This is a genomic window from Enterocloster bolteae (genome assembly GCF_002234575.2).
Classification (GTDB): domain Bacteria; phylum Bacillota; class Clostridia; order Lachnospirales; family Lachnospiraceae; genus Enterocloster; species Enterocloster bolteae.
Genome location: NZ_CP022464.2, coordinates 4,999,889 through 5,017,891, shown reverse-complemented (window position 1 = coordinate 5,017,891; position 18,003 = coordinate 4,999,889). Strand labels below are relative to the sequence as shown.

Sequence of the window (18,003 nt, the reverse complement as noted above, 5' to 3'; positions counted from 1 at the left end):
TCAAACTATGCATTTTATTTCAATATACGAGAGATAAATAATATTATTTTGTAATTTATTACAAAAATTTAAAGGAGAAGCGGGAAGCGGGGAACGGAAAAGAAAGAGTCTGTTCAGTCAGCATATAAGTGAAATAAAAGAAACTGGAAATAGGGTAGACGCGGGTGTATAATGTTCTGTATCAGGCAGACCCGTAGACGTTAACAGTAAAGCCGTGGCAGCGCGCCAGGAGAGGCTGAATCCGTCTTAAAATAGATAGTAAGAGTTGTTCCGCACAGAGAATAGAGGAGGTATCGAATGAAAAACAATAAGTTGTTTCAGACGAACCTGTTAGTCAGCAGTATACTGGTGGTAGGATTTATCCTTACAGCGTTTTTCAGCTACCGCGCCAATTACCGTGCATCATTAGAGAACATAGAACAAGTATCCTCCCTGACAGCGGAGGGAATTTATTACCAGCTGAAGGCAATGCTTACAAAGCCGGTGAACATTTCGCTGACAATGTCTCATGACAGCCTTTTGGTGGACCATCTTCTTGCAGAAAACAGCCGTATGGATGCTTTGGATTTTGCGGAGACTACAAAAACGTATCTGGAGACATACCAGAAGAAATATGGCTTTGATTCCGTGTTCCTGATATCCGCAAATTCCGGCCGCTACTATAATTTTAATGGCCTTGACCGTGTAATGGAAAAAGGGGATCCGGAAAACGAATGGTATTATGAACTTCTTGGCAATGATTTGGAGTATTCCCTTAACGTGGATAATGACCAGGTAGAGGGAGCGGATAACAGGATAACTGTCTTTGTGAATTGCAAGGTTACTGCGCCGGACGGGGCGGTGATTGGCATCGTGGGAGTGGGAATTCAGATAGATTATCTGGAAGAGCTGCTGCAGGAATATGAAGACAGCTATGGCAATCAGGCCAGCCTGATTAACCAGGATGGTTTTATAGAGATATCCACCACCTATAATGGATATGAAAAGAAGGACTGGTTTGGAGTATATGGCCAGGAACATATACGGGAACAGGTACTTGATTTCCGGGAGTCGGATAACAGTATGGAATTCTGGACTGATACAGGTCCAAAGGAAGGAAAGAGAAGCTTTATTGTGGAGCGGTATATTCCGGAGCTCTCCTGGTATCTGCTTGTGGAACAGAATACCGGACCCATTGTGGAGGCCATGAACCGCCAGCTTTATCAGACTGGTTTTATACTGACTGTGGTAATTCTCACTGTTCTGATTGTCATTACTGCTGTAATCCGGAAGTACAGCAGCCAGGTGACGGAGCTGGTTGAGGAGCGGCAGGCTCTTTTTAAAAAGGCCACGGAACAGCTTTACGACAGTATTTACGAATTGAATCTGACAAAGAACAGCTATGTGGGGAAACAGACAGAGGAATACTTTAAGAGTCTGGGAGCCGGAGGGCTTCCCTTTGACCAGGGATTGTGTGTCATTGCCCGGGAACAAATTAAAGAGGAGTTCCGGGAAGGCTATGTTTCCATGTTTACCCCGGAAAATGCCATCCGGGAGTATAACGCCGGAAATAACCATCTTCAGTATGACTTTATGATTTCGCAGAACGGTGAGGATTATCATTGGATTCGTGTAGAAACCTTCCTGTTTTATTCGGAAGAAGACAGTTCCGTCCACATGTTCTCTTACCGGAGAAACATAGATGCGGAAAAGAAACGGGAGTGGCAGGCTGCTATTGATGAAATGACAAAGCTTCTTTCCAAAAAGGCAACCGAGCGTCTGATTGATAAACAGCTGTCTGAGAGTCCGGACAAAATGTATGCGTTTTTTATTTTTGATATTGATGAATTCAAGATGGTAAATGACAGGTACGGCCATTCTTTTGGAGATTTCTGCATCTGCAGTTTTTCAGATATCCTTAAGAGTCATTTCAGGGAAGGGGATATCCTTGGCAGGATTGGCGGCGATGAATTCGCGGCGTTTATTCAGGTATCGGATACGGAATGTGTAGAAGAAAAAGTAAAGATTCTCTCCTCCGCCCTCCATACGGTAATTGGAAGGGGAGACATAAGATGCAGTGTCACGGCCAGCATCGGTATTGCCCTATACCCCAGGGACGGGGCAAACTTTGAGGATTTATACCAGCAGGCTGACCGTGCCCTTTATGAGACAAAGCAGCGGGGGAAGGACGGGTTTACCATTGTTTCTTAGGTCAGACATGAGAGCAGGATTGCTATAATGAAAGGGGATATCGGGACGCAGTAAGAACCCATCGGGTGAATATCAAACAATCAAATAAGCAGTTTTTAAATGCTCATGTTCCTTTTAGAGGGGAATTATGGGCATTTTTAAATTTGTTAAGCTTGTTGTGGCAAACATTTTCATAAGGTAATCAGAATAAGCAGCAGTTCAGTATTTTATGAAATACTGGAAAAAATACAATCCAATGATTGATTCATATAGTTTGTGGTGATATAATTATTTTGAATATATGGTTGAGGTACCAAGATTAGAAGGCAATCTATTTGATAACTATATAAACGATACCTCTGTGTCTGAACTGCTTCGTATTGATTATCGCAAACACATTATTTAGCAAAGTGTTGCGATATCTTTTTGGGCTTATAAAGCAGTATTTAGATATTTAAGGGAGATAAAAATGAAAACAAAGCCGAAAAAAAAATCAATTGCAATGTTGGCAGTTCCGGCTGGGATTTGTGTGACTGCTTTATCAATCTCTGTATTTTTTCTTGTGCAGATTACCGGCAGAATGAACCTCAGCGCAAACCAGAATCTTCTTACTTCCAGCAAGGTTATCAGCGAGGGACTGAATAATAAAATTAGTCTCGACAGGGAGCTTTTGTTTACCCTGGCCGATATGCTCGCATCGGAGCAGGAGAGTGCAGTTGGAGAGACTTTGCTGGGATATGTAAAATCCACTGATTTTTTTCACTTTACATATATAACCATGGATGGAGAAGGTGTAGATAGTGATGGGAATTTAGTCCATGTATCTGATCTGCCCTTTGACGATCTGGCCCTTTCCAGTGGAAAGGACGGGATGTCGGCTCCTTATTATGGTGCAAGCGGACGGCTTCAGATTACATACCAGTCCCCTGTCAGAAAGGATGAAAAACAGATAGGGGCAATTTATGCGGACCGGGTTATTAATGATTATAATCTTCCAACCTTATTTACCTTTAATAACGGGGAGGGGTATGCCTATGTGGTGGATAAGAACGGAAATTACATTATCGAATCCAGAGGTACAGCAGAACAGCCGGATATTTACAGCTATCTGGCAATGCAGGGGAACAGCAGGGCTGTACAGAATACGCTTTGTGAGGTGATGCAGGAAGGAATAAGCGGTACCCTTGTCGTAATAAACGAGAACCAGAAATCCCTTCTAGGCTTTCTTCCATTAGACGCGCCGGAAGGGAGCTATCTGATTACCATGATTCCACGGGCAGTCCTTCAGCGGGAGTCAACACCTATCATCATTATGCTTTATACTATGTTTACTTTTCTTCTGATTGGTGCGGTTGCGATTGCTAATCTTGTAACTGGAAGACAGTCTATGAGGGAGGAGGCAAGGCAGAGGGAGTACAGGGAAAAGCTGTTCCGAAATCTTTCCGCCAATATAGATTTTGTGTTTCTGCTCTACACACCGTCTACACAGAAGGTGGAGCTTGTGTCTGACAACCTGCCGGTGCTTCTTGGAATTACTGCAAAGCAGGTACAGGAAAGGCCTAAGCTGGTATTTAGTGCCAGCGGAATGGCGCCGGATGATCCTGCGGGAAACAGTTTCCTGGACGGAACATTGAATAAGCAGGTGACCAGGGAAGCCATGGTGGGGGATGGCCCCAATGAAGTGAAGCGCTGGTTTGCAGTCCATATGATTCCGGCGGATTACGGCCAGTATCTTGCCGTGTTTCAGGAGACAACCAAAGAACATAATATGCGTGAGCATCTGGCAGATGCCCTCAAGCAGGCGCAGAACAGCAACCAGGCCAGGACCGCATTTTTTTCTTCCATGTCGCATGATATCAGAACTCCAATGAATGGTATCATAGGAATGACCAATGTCGCGCTGAACAGCCTGGACAATATGGAAAAAGTAGAGTCCTGTCTGAATAAAATTACAGCGGCTTCCGGTCATCTGCTGCAGCTGATTAATGAGGTGCTTGATATGTCCAGGATCGAGAGCGGGAAAATCAGCCTTAAGGAAGAAAATGTGCATTTACCCAGTATGATGGCGAACCTGATTTCATTCATCAGACCGGATATGGATAAAAAAAGGCAGTCATTTGAACTGAAATCACAGATTTTGGAACATGACACGGTTATCAGCGATGGGCTCCACCTGCAGAAAATACTGCTCAATCTTCTGTCAAATGCCATGAAATATACACAGGCGGGCGGCACAATCAGTATGCAGATTACAGAGACGAATGTTGATGCAGACACCATACGGCTGCGCTTTGTGGTTGAGGACAATGGAATCGGCATGACTCCTGAATTTCTGGAGCGCGTATTCGCGCCATTTGAGCGGGCGGAGGACAGCAGGATGAGCCAGGCAACGGGTACCGGGTTAGGACTTGCTATTACAAAGAGCATAGTGGACATGATGGAGGGTGATATATATGTTGAAAGTGAGAAAGACATGGGCTCACGGTTTACAGTGGAACTTCCACTTAAACTGCCAAAACTGCAGATGCAGGAATTACCGGATCTGGCCGGCTATTCTGTTCTGATTGTGGATGACGATCAGGATGCGTGTGAAAGCATCAGCTTAATCCTGCAGGAGACGGGTATCCGCGCGGATTGGGTTATGAATGGGATGGAGGCAGTGGAAAAAGCATGGCAGGCCCATGTAATGGAAGATGATTACTGTATCGTCATCGTGGACTGGAAGATGCCGGAGATGGATGGGGTGGAAACTGCCAGACGGATTAGAGCGCGGCTGGGCAGCGGAATGCCGATTCTTCTGTTGTCCGCGTATGATTGGGAAAATGTAAAAGAGGAAGCGATTCAGGCAGGGATTAACGGTTTTCTGACAAAGCCGATTTTTAAAGCTGACATTTTGGAACAGATGAAGCAATACATCCAGGGCGGATACCAGGAATACGAAGAACAGCAGATTCAGGAAACAGAAAAACTGGAAGGCGTCAGAAAACTGGAAGGTGTCAGGATTCTGGTGGCGGATGACAATGAACTGAATCTGGAAATCATGTTTGAGATTTTGAACAGCAGCGGGGCTGAAGTGGATTGTGTCCATAATGGCAAAGAAGCCTTAGACACCTATCTCAAGAGCAGTCAGGGATATTACCAGATCATACTGATGGATGTACATATGCCGGAAATGGATGGGCTGCAGGCTACGAAAAAAATCCGTAATTCGGGCCGGCCGGATGCCTCCATAGTTCCAATCATCGCCATGACAGCGGATGTATTTAAGGAAGATATACGCAGGTGCAAGGATGCAGGTATGGATGCTCATATAGGAAAACCTGTGGAGCTGGATAAGCTATATAGTATGGTCCGGAAGTTTATAAATAAAGCCTGCAAATAAAAAGTCAATAGGAAAATGAGAAATTTTCAAGATTTATTGTTGATTAAATTTCAGGTACAACAAATAGACCACCATTATCTGCTGGTCTGAAAGGATGTGGTATTCTCTATTCTGGAAGAGACATTAGATATTCTTTTACTCTTCCGTAATAGATACGCAGAAACTTATTAGCGCCTGCAGTCATGTAGACATAGTAAGGCTTTCCTTGAGCACGTTTCTTATCAATAAACGCATATACAGGGTCGTCCTGCGGTTTTGTTTTGATGAGACAGTCCATGACCTGAAATAAGGTTTTTCGGAGGGAAGATGAGCCGCGTTTGGAGGTTGGAACGCTTTTTTGTTCATAGGTTCCGGATTCGTTGACACCTGGGTCTACACCAGCAAATGCAGTGATAGCCCCTTTGTGGGTAAAGCGTGTGACATCTCCGATTTCAGCCATAAGCTGAGGGCCAAGAGACGGGCCAACACCCTTCATACCCATAACAACGGGATATTCCGGCAGCTTGGCGGCTGTGTCATTCATCAGGGTACGGAGCTCTTCCACGGTCTTGGAAGCAGTGTTTAATTGTTCTATGGACTGTTTCACGATCAGCTTGGTTAGATCATCTTTTGGAAGTATAGGAACAAGCTCCTTTGCAGCTCCATAGATTTCTTCAGCCTTGTCTTTGCTAAAGTTATACTTCCTACGTTTGCACCACTTCTGATAATGGTCGACAAATGCATTTAATGAGAATTTACGAACATAGTCCACATGCCAGTATGTAGTAGCAAAATCAACCCACTTCTGGCTGCCGTCCTCACGGGCAGGGCTATCAAAGTAAGTATTAACACCAGGGTAAGTCTGATCGAGGATACCGATGAGGTTATTCTTCATAGCTGTTTTGTGTTTCATGTAGAAGCCAAACTGACGGTTCATGGTCTTTAGTTGATTGCGTAGTTCGTCCATAAGACTATACTGTTTCAATTCCGTCCAACTGTCAAGGGTGTAACGAGCTATTTTTACAGCGTCAGCTTTATCAGATTTTACTTTGCGGAGAGAATGAGCTCCAAAATCTTTAATGAGCTTAGGATTTACGGCAGTTACAAAAAGACCTGCCAGAGAAAGCTCACGAGCCAGTGGTTCGTAGTAACGGCCAGTATGTTCCATAACGATGCGTGATTCACCTTCGATTGATCGGATCTGCTCAATTAAGGATTGGATGTTACTGGAGGTGTGCTTGATTTCAAAGGGAGAAGAAACGATTTCTCCATAAGGTCGTAGAATGGCGATCATACTTTTGCCTTTGGAAACATCAATACCAACAGCGTTCATGTTCATAAATTTGTCACTCCTAAAGATTATTGCAATAGATAAGTACCAGTTTTACTCATTGCCTATTCAATCTACTGTGGTGTGACACGAACGTACCAAAGGCAGTTCAACCTGCATAAAACGAACGCTGCAAATGAGGAGCTGGTTATCAGTCTTAATTACGGACGCGAAGTCCAAGAAAGGAGGCCGATATACCGATTGCTCCAACATTGTAACAGCTTAAGCAACAAGATGGATAATTCCTTACTGGCTGTAAGGGATATTAACCATAAATATATTGTAGTAGACTGGGGGAGACAGAATGAAGAAGATTAGGACAAAAAGGGGATTATTGGGGACTCTTATGATAGCTGCCATTTTGGGGACTGGCTGCAATACGGAGCAGTCGGTTCCGGAGCTGTATGTAGACGATAACATCCGGGAAACACCGGTTACCGCCTTTACAGAGAATATTGAGGTTTCAAAGGCAATAGAGGAGCGCTGCAAAGCAGTGCTGAATCAAGACGGAAATACGAATATAGCGGTTTACAGCGACTCTGCGGATTATTATGCAGCGGAGGGATTATCATACCGGGAGCTTCTTTTGAAGCGCCTGGCTTCAGGAAATGCGGATGACTTATACACGATACATGCAGAAGATGTCCTGGAGTTTGATGAGAAAGGTTACATATATGATATGTCCTCTCTGGAGTTCACCGGTAACCTGTCCCATGATGCGCTGTCGCAGAGTACCTATAACGGAAAGGTATTTTCGATTCCATTATCTTATACTGGTTTCGGCTTTATATGGAATGTTGATATGCTGAAACAGTATGGTTTGAAGCTGCCGGAGAATCTGGATGAATTTCTCGATGTATGCGAAACACTGAAAGAAAATGGAATTCTTCCCTATGGAGCAAACAAGGATTTTGCCTTGACAGTTCCGGTTATGTGCGCCGGCCTTTATGATGTTTACCAGAGTGACGATTGTAATCAAAAGCTGGAAGCATTGTCAAATGGTACGGTGGCAATCAGTGAATATATGGAAAAAGGCTTTGACTTTCTTCAGATGATGATTGATAAAGGATATATGAATCCGGAGCGGGCACTTGACACGCTTCCAAAAAAAGAGGAGGAAAAGTCGTTTTTTGCCAATGGAAACTGCGCTTTTATTTGTGCAATCTACAGCGGAAAAGCGTTAGAAGGCTATCCGTTTGAAATCGCAATGACACCTATACCTGTGCTTAAAAATGGCTCTATCTGTGTTGTGGGGGCTGATCAGAGAATGGCAATCAATCCAAAGTCAAAACATTTAGACTCGGCTATTGCCATTGTAGAAGCGCTGGGGCAGGCTGAAACACTTGATTCCCTGGCCAAAAGCCAGGGAAGAATATCCTCTTCAAAAAATGCCACAGCGCCTGATATACCTCAGACAAATTCATTTATTGCCTGTATAGCAGAAGGCAGACAGATTCCTAATCAGGATTTCAGCCTGAATTTCAATGTGTGGGAAAATGTGCGGGACTTAAGCCAGCAGCTCTGCAGAGGGAAGAGTGCCGCACAAGTGGCGGCAGAATACGATTCCATACAGATGGAGGAAATTTCAAAATACGGGAATTAACGATAAAAACGAGTGTACATTGAATGATAAAGCGCTATGTCCGCCTACTGGTAAAAATCCATGAGACCCTGATATGCATAAGTGCCAATCATTTTCAGTCTTTTGTAATATCATAATAGCTGACACATGTCTGATAAGCCGGGTTTTCGTATACACCGTGGATTGCATTATTTACAGCATAGTATTGAAGCGTGTTATAAGCAAAAATCATATAACATTGGTCCAGAATTTCCTCCTGCATCTCAATATAAAGTTTTTCCGCCTCGTTTTTATTGGTCGCTGTCAGCCTGACGGCGTCGCGATTCTTTTCACCAAATATATCATCATCCAGATAACAGAAGTTGTAGCCCACTGAATCCCCGCTGCTCATCAGCAGCGGAGAGAACCAGCCAGCCGGATCCGCGTAATCCGGCCACCATTTCATTAGTAATATATCCTGGCAGTCATCCGGATTGGGACTCTTTGCAAGAGCTAACTGGGCATCCCAGTCCATGTTGAGAAGTTTCAGGGTAACACCTATTTGGGCAAGGTTTTCTTTATACAGTTGAAGAATCTCACGATATACGGCATCATTTACTATGAAGGTAACCGTAACAGTAGCATCCATTAATCCTGATTTTTCAAGGTACTCCGCTGATTTTTTCAGGTCGCAGTGATACTGCGTTAAATTATCTTGATGGCCCCAAAGGCCTTTCGGTATCATACCGCAGGATTGAGCCGCATTTCCCTGTAAAATATCATGAACCGCTTCTTCATATGGGAAAGCATATGCCAGCGCTTTTCGAAAATCTGCATTAGAACAGGGGGAGCTTTTTGTGTTCAGCATCAGGATTACATTGGTGAACGAATCAGCGGGCAGGATGGTGACTCCATCGTTCTCGCTTAATGCTGCAAGATCCTCTGCTGATAATTCAGAAGTAAGATGGGCCTCGCCGGCCTCAAGAAGTCTGCGCCGTGTACCTGAGTCGGAAATCTCCTGGATATAGACGTTCTTATACTGATTATCCTCCCAGCCGCCGCGATAGCCTTCATAGGAGGAGAGGGTAACCGCTCTTGCTGAAACCGTAGCAATGGTATAAGGTCCGCTTCCTCCGTCATTTCCTGCATTAAACCATTCGGTATCCTTATCAGCCGCATTCGGGCTCATAATATAAGCGGCATAGCCTGCTGACGCAATGAGGGGGATTGAGGCACCGTAGCGGAGATGAAAGGTCACTTCATATTCCCCGGTCACCTCGATGGAATCCACACTGTCCCAGATATAAGCAGCGCCTTTATTAAGGGCAATGGTCCGGTCAATGGATTTCTTGACGGTCTCCGCATTCATTTTTTCTCCATCATGAAATTGGACATCGTTGCGCAGTTTGAAAACCCATTCAGTGGCATCGGCATTGGATGACCACTCAACAGCAAGTTTAGGTATGACTTCTCCGGTCTTATCATCGTAATGCGTCAGGGTTTCATATACATTATACAGTATCCTGATACCATTCGACTGCTCTGCACTTGGGTCTAACGTCACGTATGGTTCTGAATAGCAGGCATGGTATAAGACGTCTGCGTCCCTGCTTTCTGTTTTCCTGATTTTTCCGCATCCGCAAAGCCAGGCCGCGGCCAGAATTGATACTGACAGAATGGTCAATGCCCTTTTCATAATCATCAGCGTTTCCTTTCATTCCCATTGGTAAGTCCTGCGTTTCTCAGCTCCTTAAACAGCTTTTTCATGTCAACCGGTTTGGCTATATGGCCATTCATTCCAGTATCCAGGCAGGCTCGGATATCTTCAGCGAACGCATCTGCGGTCATGGCAATAATAGGAATATTCCGTATATACATGTCCGGAAATGCACGTATAGCTGCAGAAGCTTCATAGCCATTCATGACGGGCATCTGAATATCCATCAGAACTGCATCAAAAGTACCTGGTTCTGCATGCTTTAAAATGTCAATACAAACCTGTCCATTAACTGCTCTGACCGCTGTGATGCCTCTATATTTCAGCAGCTCCTGGATAATTTCCCAATTCAGATCATTATCCTCTGCGACCAGGAGATGTAATCCCTGTAATTCATCAGAACTGCTTTCAGCCGTTTTTTCATTCTTTTCAGTGAAGTGCAGGTACTCGTTTATCTTTTCATAGATGGTTGATTTAAACATGGGCTTATTAATGAAACCATTTATTCCGGCTGCCTTGGCAGCATCTTCCATCTCAAACCAATCATACGCACTGATAAGAATGATTGGAGAGTCCTCGCCAACCTTAGCGCGAATCGTTCCGGCAATTTCAATTCCATTCATATCCGGCATTTTAAGGCTCACAATCATAATGGGGTAATCTTCACCAGCATTGTGCTTTGCCTCTGCCATTTCGATCGCCGTATGTCCATTGTCTGCCGTATCGACCGCCACTCCCATGGATACCAGCATATTTTCTGCTGCATCAAGGGATGTTTTATCGTTGTCCGCCAGTAATAGATGAAGAGGCGGAAGCATTAAATCATCTGTAATTTCAGTGGCTGGAAGCGGCAGGGCGACTATGAATCTGGTACCTTTTCCAGGCTCACTCTCACAATTAATGGTGCCATTCATGAGCTCAACCATCTGCTTGGTAATCGCAAGCCCCAGGCCTGAGCCATGTACTTTATCAATACGGGAATCTACTGCACGGGTGAAGGTCTGGTACATATCCCTCATAAAATCGCTGGACATACCGATACCGGTGTCCTGCACGGTATAAGTTAAAACCACGTTACCCTTGTCACCTGGCTGCAGGGCCTCTTCAAATTCCACGATAATTTTACCGCCTGGATTTGTGTATTTTACGGCATTTGTAAGGAGGTTAATGAATATCTGGTTCATCCGGAGCTCATCTGCATATAGATATTCATATTTTAAATTGCGCACATGCACGTCAAATTGCAGTTCCTTTTCCTGGATTTGCGATTTTATTATATTAATAAGGTTTGCGCAGCATTCAGGAAGGGAGAACACAACCGGGTGTAATGCCATTTTTCCTGATTCAACCTGTGAAATATCCAATACATCGTTGACCAGAGTAAGAAGATGGTTTCCGGACAAGGTTATCTTGTCCAGACAGTACTGTACCTGTGCAGGATTATGAATCTGTTTCTTAGCTATTTCTGTCATCCCGATAATGGCATTCATGGGAGTCCGGATATCATGCGACATGGAAGAAAGGAATTTTGTCTTTGCCATATTGGCATTTTGGGTTTCCTCGATACTCCTTCTAAGCCGTTTGTTTATATGCAGGACATAGCTTCCGTCAAGCAGCAGGAGGAAGATAAATCCCATAACTATATATAAAGACATCTGCCAGTCATAGTCATAGCCCATGGCAGACAGTTTCTCGGATTGGATATAGCCCACAAATGTACAGTTTGGCGTGTTTTCTATCTGTGCGCTGACGTAATAGGCCGGTTTTCCATCCTGATCCATCAACTCAACCAGATAGTGGTCCTTTTTCTGAAAGGAACTCTGGTATTCACCTATGTCAACGTAAGACAGGTCGTTGTGTTGTTTGATGAAGGTCCAGAATGTATCACCTCCCATGGAGTCGGATTGAATGATATACTGTCCGTTGATATCCAGCAGAGAAACCTCTGCTTCACGGTATGCTCCTGGGAAAATCCATTGGGCATGCAGAATCTCCACAGGAATTGTTTTGACGAGTATGGCCTTTGCACGGCCGCCATGTTCGTCCCTGATAGTCAGAAGGCTGCAGAAACTGACACTATTGACCCCGTCCATGGGATTGATATATGCCGATGATATGTAAATGGTTCCTTCCCCCCTTGTGCCGTTTACCATTTTAGGGAGGATGTAGGAAAATGCATCTGTTAGCTGAGAATAGTCAACTTTGTTCACACTCTGTTCTAAGCCTGCGGATAACCCGGACAATGTATCATAATACAATATATGTACAGAGACATAATCGTTTATATTAACTTCCTTCAGATATTCAATGGCTTCATCCATCGAATATTCATGATTTTCCAAATAGGAGGCCCAGCTGTCACACTCATTTTGCAGACTGCTCATATAACCATAGGATAGCTGGGCTGTGGATTCCATTGCTGCGGTAAAAGATTCTTTTGCTGTTGCGGCCTTGTCACGCTGTACGTCCTGTACATAGCTTATTGAAAGAATCAATATAAAAGCAACGACAGCAATGTTTCCGAGAGCAAGCGCGATGTATCTGCCTTTTCCCTGTTTGATTTTCATGCGCACTCCTCCTCTATCAATATAAGCAAGCCTATACCATATTCCAAATGTTCCGCTTGTTTTAAGGAATACTCCCATTGTACATGATTGAGAGACAGCAGAGAAGTGCATGCGCACTGCGGCATTAAGCTTTACTTTATATACTTGCCAATGACACTGAATAATGTCTCCATATCAATTGGCTTGGACAGATGTTCATTCATACCGGCGTCCAGTGAACACGCCACGTCTTCCTGAAATGCATTCGCGCTCATTGCCAGAATAGGGATAGATTTTGCGTCTCCATTTTCACAAGACCGAATCTGACGGGCAGCATCATACCCGTTCATGACAGGCATCTGAATATCCATTAAAATGATACTGTAGGTTCCCTCCGGTGAGTCGGCAAAGGTATCAAATGCCTCCTGGCCGTTCTTCACCAAATCCACTTCAAATCCAAAGGAGCGCAGAAAGGTTTCTGCGATTTCCCCATTTATAAGATTATCCTCCGCTACCATAACACGATGCCCCTGATAACAGGAGCAGGATTTTACCGGAGTATCCGTCTCTTTTTCTTCGTCCAACAGATCCATTGTGAGAGTAAATGAGAATTCCGACCCTGCATTTTCTATACTATCGACTTTCAGCGAGCCTCCCAGCATCGCCACCAGGCTCTTACAGATGGTCAGCCCCAGGCCGCTCCCTGAATTTCCGTATAAATGGTCATGAGAACCCTGGTCAAAGGCCTCGAAAATCCGTTCCTGATCTTCTCTGCTGATTCCTTTCCCATTATCCCGTACTTGGAACGTATACAGGGATTCCCGTTCTGCAATTACAGTTTCCTCTATATTCAGCAGAACCACCCCTGAACTGTCGGTGAATTTAAGGGCATTTCCAATCAGATTTGCCAGTATTTCATGGAGCTTTACCTTATCGGTATTCACATATTTATGATGCAGTTTTCCAGTCTGGGTTAGGCCGATTCCTCTTTCCTTAGCCATCGTACCAAATTCTTCAATGACATCGGACAGCAAAAGCTGCAGATTCACCGGTCCCATATTAACGTCCATTTTCCCGCTTTCAATTTTGGACAGGTCCAGCACTTCACTGACCAGCTGCTGAAGATGGAGAGAGGAGCGTTTCAGTTTGTTCAGGCTGTCCAGCAGTTTTTCTTTATCATGGCGGTAGAGCATCGCACTGTCAATCATACCCACTATTCCATTGAGGGGTGTACGGATTTCATGGCTCATTTTGGAGAGAAAATAGGATTTGGCTTTGCTGGATTTCGTGGCAATCTCCAGCTTCGTCTCTGCCTGACGCAGAAGCTCCCGTTCCGTATTGTCTAAAAATGTAAACTGAACCACCCTGACGCTTTTGTCTTCCATGATGTAATCCACAGCGCCTTCAATGGACATATATCTGTCTTTAAAATTGAGAATATGCGAAAAGCGCTTGTGTTCATTTTCCGCTGCGGCTTGCATCATTTCACCGATACTGCTTAAATTCGGAACACCTTTTTCGGCTTCCCGGCTAAATAACTGCGTTTCAAGGCCTGCCGCGTCTGTACCGAGAAGCTGCAAGGCCTCTTTGTTGACCGCAATTATTTTGTTATGTTTGACATCTGCCTGGATGACGCCGCACACGGCCATATTGTATGAGGTTTCGTAAAGCAGATCATAACGGTCTCTTTCCTCCTTAAGCTGTTCAAGCGTCCTTTTTTCCTCAGTTGTGTCAATAAAAGTACTTTGTATCAGCAGCTTTCCTTCTGGGGATGTAATAAGCTTGGAGGCACCGGTTACCCAGCGGATTTCCCCATCACTACGGACGATGCGGTGGTCAAAGCTGACGCAGTCACCCTCCTTTTTTAGGGTTTGCAGCATTCCCACAATTCTTTCCCTATCCTCTTTATATGTTATGTCCAGCATCGTAGGCCCGCCCTGGCCCTTAAATTCTTCCAGGGATGAATAGCCCAGTATGCGGAGCGATTCAGGATTGATACCAATAAAGTCCATTGCATCTTCGTCGTATGCATACTGCGCAATCCCGCAGAGCATGTTCTGATAGAGGGTGTTATAATAATCCCGTTCTCTTTGCAGACGCTGCTCATAGTCTTTCAATTTGGAGATATCCATGATGATGCCCTGGAGTTCAGTCAGGCCGTTTACCTGAAACACTGTGGCTTGGATGGAATACCACCTGGCTGACAGAGCATCCCTGCCTCCGCGGTACTCGTATTTTAAAATACCATTTCCAGCTGCCGCCGACTCAATCTGCTGTTCCATCTGTGTCCAGTCTTCAGAAAGTATCATTTTGCTGAGACGGTTGTGAAATCTATACCTTACATCCTCAGGACTGCAGCCGGTCATGGCATAAAAGCTGTCATTGGCATAATCAATGATCAGTTCTCCGTCATAATGCATCCGCACTACACCGCCCGGCACACTGTCCGTCAGGCGCTTTAACTCAAACTTCGCTGCCTCCAGGCGCCTGGTGATGTCAAACATAGTCACCAGCAGTCCGCCGACCTGCTCCGGCTTTTCATAATAAGGGCGGATTCGGACTAACCATATGGAGTTGCGGGCATCCGTCACTTCCCGTTCTATAATTGTCCCTGTTTCAGCCACTTTTTTAATATCTGAATTAAAGCTCTCATAGGAATCAATGAAATTGATATGATACACCGGGCGCCCTAAATCTGAGTTCAGGAGATTGGTGTTTTGCAGCATGATGGGGGTAATCTTACGGATTTTCATATCCCGGTCCACATAAAGTGCGCCAACCTCTGCATTTACCAACAGATTGTCAAAGTCTGAGTATGCCGTAGTCAGCTCTGTAATTTTACTCTGGTGCTCCGCGTTGATTGTGTAGAGTTCTTCATTGATTGACTGCATCTCTTCATTGGTGCTTTGCAGTTCTTCATTGGATGCCATCAGTTCCTCATTTGTTGCCTGTAACTCCTCGTTGCGGGATTCTGACTCCTCCATGGCCAGAGACAGTCTCCAGTTGCTTTCCCCCAGCTCATATTCAAGCTGGGCAATCCTGCTGTTTGTTAATTCGCTGATATCCAGGCTTTTATCGGCTGAGTCCGGCATGGCTGTCCGGCCAATTCCTATCTGGAACAAAAAATATTCGTCATTATCCAGGTTAAAATAATTGACCTTAATATTCAGGCTTTCATCCGGATAGTCCGCCACTCCTGTCACATTTTTTTCAACACATGAACAGCTGCTTTCCTTCATTTGCTCCATAATATGGTTCAGAAGAATCGTCAGGCTGGGGGCAAAACACGAACTGATGGAATTATCAAACTGTCCGTCCTGCAAGCGAAGATACCGGCCTCCGCTTTTAATAATTTGTACAATTTTTCCGTAACCGTCCACCAGGACTGACGGTCCTGCAAAATCAAAAAAAAGCCGTTCGAAGATATTTGTAGGCCGGACTTTTGGGCGCAGATTTCCAGCAGGTTCTTGCATTGCCTTCTGAGGGTGAGACAGGTTATCCCATAGATAAAAACCATTATTTTCTGTATGGAACTCTTTATTTTTGCGGAATATTTTCCATTTCCTGTCCAGGACATCAAACGCTCCTTCCAAATCGCCCAGTGATTCGCTGTTGCCCAGGAACAGGCACCCATCGTCGTTGAGAAGATGGTGAAAATTTCCAATGGTACGCTGCTGAACTTCTGGTTTTACGTAGATGAACATATTCCTGCATACAATTAAATCAAGTTTGGAAAAAGGGGCATCTCTAAATATATTGTGTTTGGCAAAAACAATCATCTTACGGATCATGTCCTTGATGATGTAGCCGTCCTCTTTCTTATCAAAATATTTTTCTATCATGAGTTCATTAATGCTGGCCAGGCTGCCTTCGGTATAGAAGCCTCTTTGAGCCGCAGCAATGGCATCCGGGTCTGTATCGGAGGCAAAAATTTTAACATCCGCATTGTAATTCAGCCGCTCCATATATTCGCAGAGTAAAATTGCAATGGAATACGCTTCCTCACCAGTGGAACAGGCAATACTCCATATACGGATTGATTTTTTTTCCCGAAGCAGCGGGGCCAGTACATGCTCGCCTAGACTTTTAAAAGCGGCTTCATCCCGAAAGAAAGAAGTCACTCCAATCAGAAGATCACTGCACAAAAGCCCCTTTTCCTCCTCTGATGCAAGCAGATGGTCCATGTAATCTTCAATACAGGTATATTTATTGATTGCAATGCGGCGTTCAATCCGTCGGTAAATTGTATTGGATTTATAGGCGGAAAAATCAATATCAGAATACTTTGATATGGCATCAATGATTTGATTGTAATATCCTGCCAGTTCCTGATTCTCAACCCCGTCATCATAGTGAAGGTATTGGTTATTGGGATTTTTTAAATAGTCCCGTATTGCCAGTCCGATTTTGGATACATTTTCTGTCAGATCTACCAGGCCCGTGGCAATGGCGCTCTGCGGCATCGAAGCGTACTGTGCCTCCAGGGGTTTCTGTACAATAATAGTACCGCCGTTTTCCTTGACAGAGCCGATACCAATGGTACCGTCCGATCCGCTGCCTGAGAGAATCACGGCAATGGTGTGTATGTTTTTATCCGAAGCAAGGGAATTAAGCATTTGATTGATGGGCGCATAGCGCTGTACACGGTCATGTACCGGACTGAGATGGAGGTGTCCGCTCTCTACCTCCAGTATCATGCCAGGAATGTTTAAATAGACCTCATTAGGCCGGAGCTCCATGTTCTCTTCTGCCAGACGTACCGGCATTTTAACTGATTTCTGTAGAATTTTATCCATCATACTCACGGAATCAGGAGACAAGTGCTGTACAACGATGAAAGAGGCACCTGTATCCAGCGGCATATTCCGGAAAAGCTCCTGTAAAGCCTCCACACCTCCGGCAGAAGCCCCTATTCCAACACAATATTTTAGCTGGCATTTTACAGCACCATGGTTCATCTTATCCATTGCATTGATATCCCCCTTTACAATCGTATCATTTATTCTTACTATCATTTTAATTGAATATTGTCAGTCCGCTGATTCACTTTGCTCCACAGGTTGTAAATGCATACTCAAACAGATATATGAGGTTTCTTACCGTAAAAAAATGCTAATAACCATGTCCATGCAGCCAGTTTTCAGGTAAACAAAAATATACCTTACGCTTCAGATGAAGGTAAGGAAAAGAATACTATACTGCCGGGTACTTTTAGCTGACATAAGAATCTTGGTACCTTAACCATATATTCAATAATTATATCACCGCAGTCTTTAAATATCAACAATACCTTCGTTTTTTTAGTCTTTGAGATGCAAT

The 18,003-nt window shown here is 44.3% G+C and carries 7 protein-coding genes; 3 read left to right on the top strand and 4 right to left on the bottom strand.

The features are described 5' to 3' along the window. The first annotated feature begins 297 nt into the window (after positions 1 to 297). Together CGC65_RS23110 and CGC65_RS23105 are read left to right on the top strand one after the other, a co-directional pair. Positions 298 to 2,190 (top strand): sensor domain-containing diguanylate cyclase, encoded by a 1,893-nt coding sequence (locus tag CGC65_RS23110; RefSeq protein ID WP_002568695.1) that lies wholly within the window; start codon positions 298 to 300, stop codon positions 2,188 to 2,190. Between the two features lie 448 nt (positions 2,191 to 2,638). Continuing rightward, entirely contained in the window at positions 2,639 to 5,551 is a 2,913-nt protein-coding gene (locus CGC65_RS23105; RefSeq protein ID WP_002568694.1) for a response regulator, read from the top strand. A gap of 106 nt (positions 5,552 to 5,657) precedes the next feature. On the opposite strand, the gene CGC65_RS23100 is transcribed toward CGC65_RS23105, so the two are convergent. Next, positions 5,658 to 6,863, bottom strand: a complete 1,206-nt coding sequence (locus CGC65_RS23100; protein ID WP_193466550.1) for an IS110 family RNA-guided transposase — start codon at positions 6,861 to 6,863, stop codon at positions 5,658 to 5,660. 301 nt (positions 6,864 to 7,164) lie between these two features. Here CGC65_RS23100 and CGC65_RS23095 point away from each other — a divergent pair, with 301 nt between their 5' ends. Next, positions 7,165 to 8,463 (top strand): ABC transporter substrate-binding protein, encoded by a 1,299-nt coding sequence (locus CGC65_RS23095; RefSeq protein ID WP_002568693.1) that lies wholly within the window; start codon positions 7,165 to 7,167, stop codon positions 8,461 to 8,463. A gap of 94 nt (positions 8,464 to 8,557) precedes the next feature. Here CGC65_RS23095 and CGC65_RS23090 read toward each other — a convergent pair whose 3' ends face one another. The 3 genes from CGC65_RS23090 to CGC65_RS23080 all read right to left on the bottom strand — a co-directional run bounded on the left by CGC65_RS23090 (position 8,558) and on the right by CGC65_RS23080 (position 17,651). Beyond that, the gene (locus CGC65_RS23090; protein WP_235622179.1) at positions 8,558 to 10,117 is read right to left on the bottom strand and encodes an ABC transporter substrate-binding protein; all 1,560 of its coding nucleotides are present in this window, start codon (positions 10,115 to 10,117) and stop codon (positions 8,558 to 8,560) included. Between the two features lie 5 nt (positions 10,118 to 10,122). Further along, positions 10,123 to 12,705 carry a hybrid sensor histidine kinase/response regulator gene (locus CGC65_RS23085; RefSeq protein ID WP_039896887.1) on the bottom strand — a complete coding sequence of 861 codons (2,583 nt, stop codon included), beginning with the start codon at positions 12,703 to 12,705 and terminating at the stop codon, positions 10,123 to 10,125. A gap of 131 nt (positions 12,706 to 12,836) precedes the next feature. Beyond that, entirely contained in the window at positions 12,837 to 17,651 is a 4,815-nt protein-coding gene (locus CGC65_RS23080) for a CheR family methyltransferase (protein ID WP_002568690.1), read from the bottom strand. Positions 17,652 to 18,003 lie beyond the last annotated feature (352 nt).

Coding starts and splice junctions, on each gene's coding strand:
- CGC65_RS23110 (WP_002568695.1), top strand. CDS start 298: ATGAAAAACAATAAGTTGTTTCAGACGAACCTGTTAGTCAGCAGTATA.
- CGC65_RS23105 (WP_002568694.1), top strand. CDS start 2,639: ATGAAAACAAAGCCGAAAAAAAAATCAATTGCAATGTTGGCAGTTCCG.
- CGC65_RS23100 (WP_193466550.1), bottom strand. CDS start 6,863: ATGAACGCTGTTGGTATTGATGTTTCCAAAGGCAAAAGTATGATCGCC.
- CGC65_RS23095 (WP_002568693.1), top strand. CDS start 7,165: ATGAAGAAGATTAGGACAAAAAGGGGATTATTGGGGACTCTTATGATA.
- CGC65_RS23090 (WP_235622179.1), bottom strand. CDS start 10,117: ATGAAAAGGGCATTGACCATTCTGTCAGTATCAATTCTGGCCGCGGCC.
- CGC65_RS23085 (WP_039896887.1), bottom strand. CDS start 12,705: ATGAAAATCAAACAGGGAAAAGGCAGATACATCGCGCTTGCTCTCGGA.
- CGC65_RS23080 (WP_002568690.1), bottom strand. CDS start 17,651: ATGGATAAGATGAACCATGGTGCTGTAAAATGCCAGCTAAAATATTGT.